1 protein-coding gene is annotated in these 239 nt (G+C 44.4%); it reads left to right on the plus strand.

Going from position 1 to position 239, the window contains the following annotated elements; translation table 11 throughout:
- Positions 1-239 (plus strand): response regulator transcription factor (locus AB4496_RS29495; protein WP_372133689.1); only part of this gene is annotated, 239 nt, incomplete at both ends.

A 239-nucleotide genomic window follows, 5' to 3' on the forward strand; every position in this document is an offset into this window, starting at 1 on the left:
TGTTACCTAAAATAGATGGTTTTACTGTCTGTGAAAGACTTCGCGACGACGGTGACGATACGCCTATTTTGATGCTGACGGCAAAAGATACGCTGCAAGACAAAGAAGCTGGCTTCAATGCAGGCACCGATGACTACTTAATCAAGCCATTTGCAATGAAAGAGCTCGCCTTACGTATCAAGGCGCTCTCTAAGCGAAGAAGTAGCCAACAAAAAAGGTTAGTACAAGGTGACTTAGTC

This window comes from Vibrio sp. 10N.222.46.A1 (assembly GCF_041473595.1).
Taxonomy (GTDB): Bacteria; Pseudomonadota; Gammaproteobacteria; order Enterobacterales; family Vibrionaceae; genus Vibrio; species Vibrio tasmaniensis_A.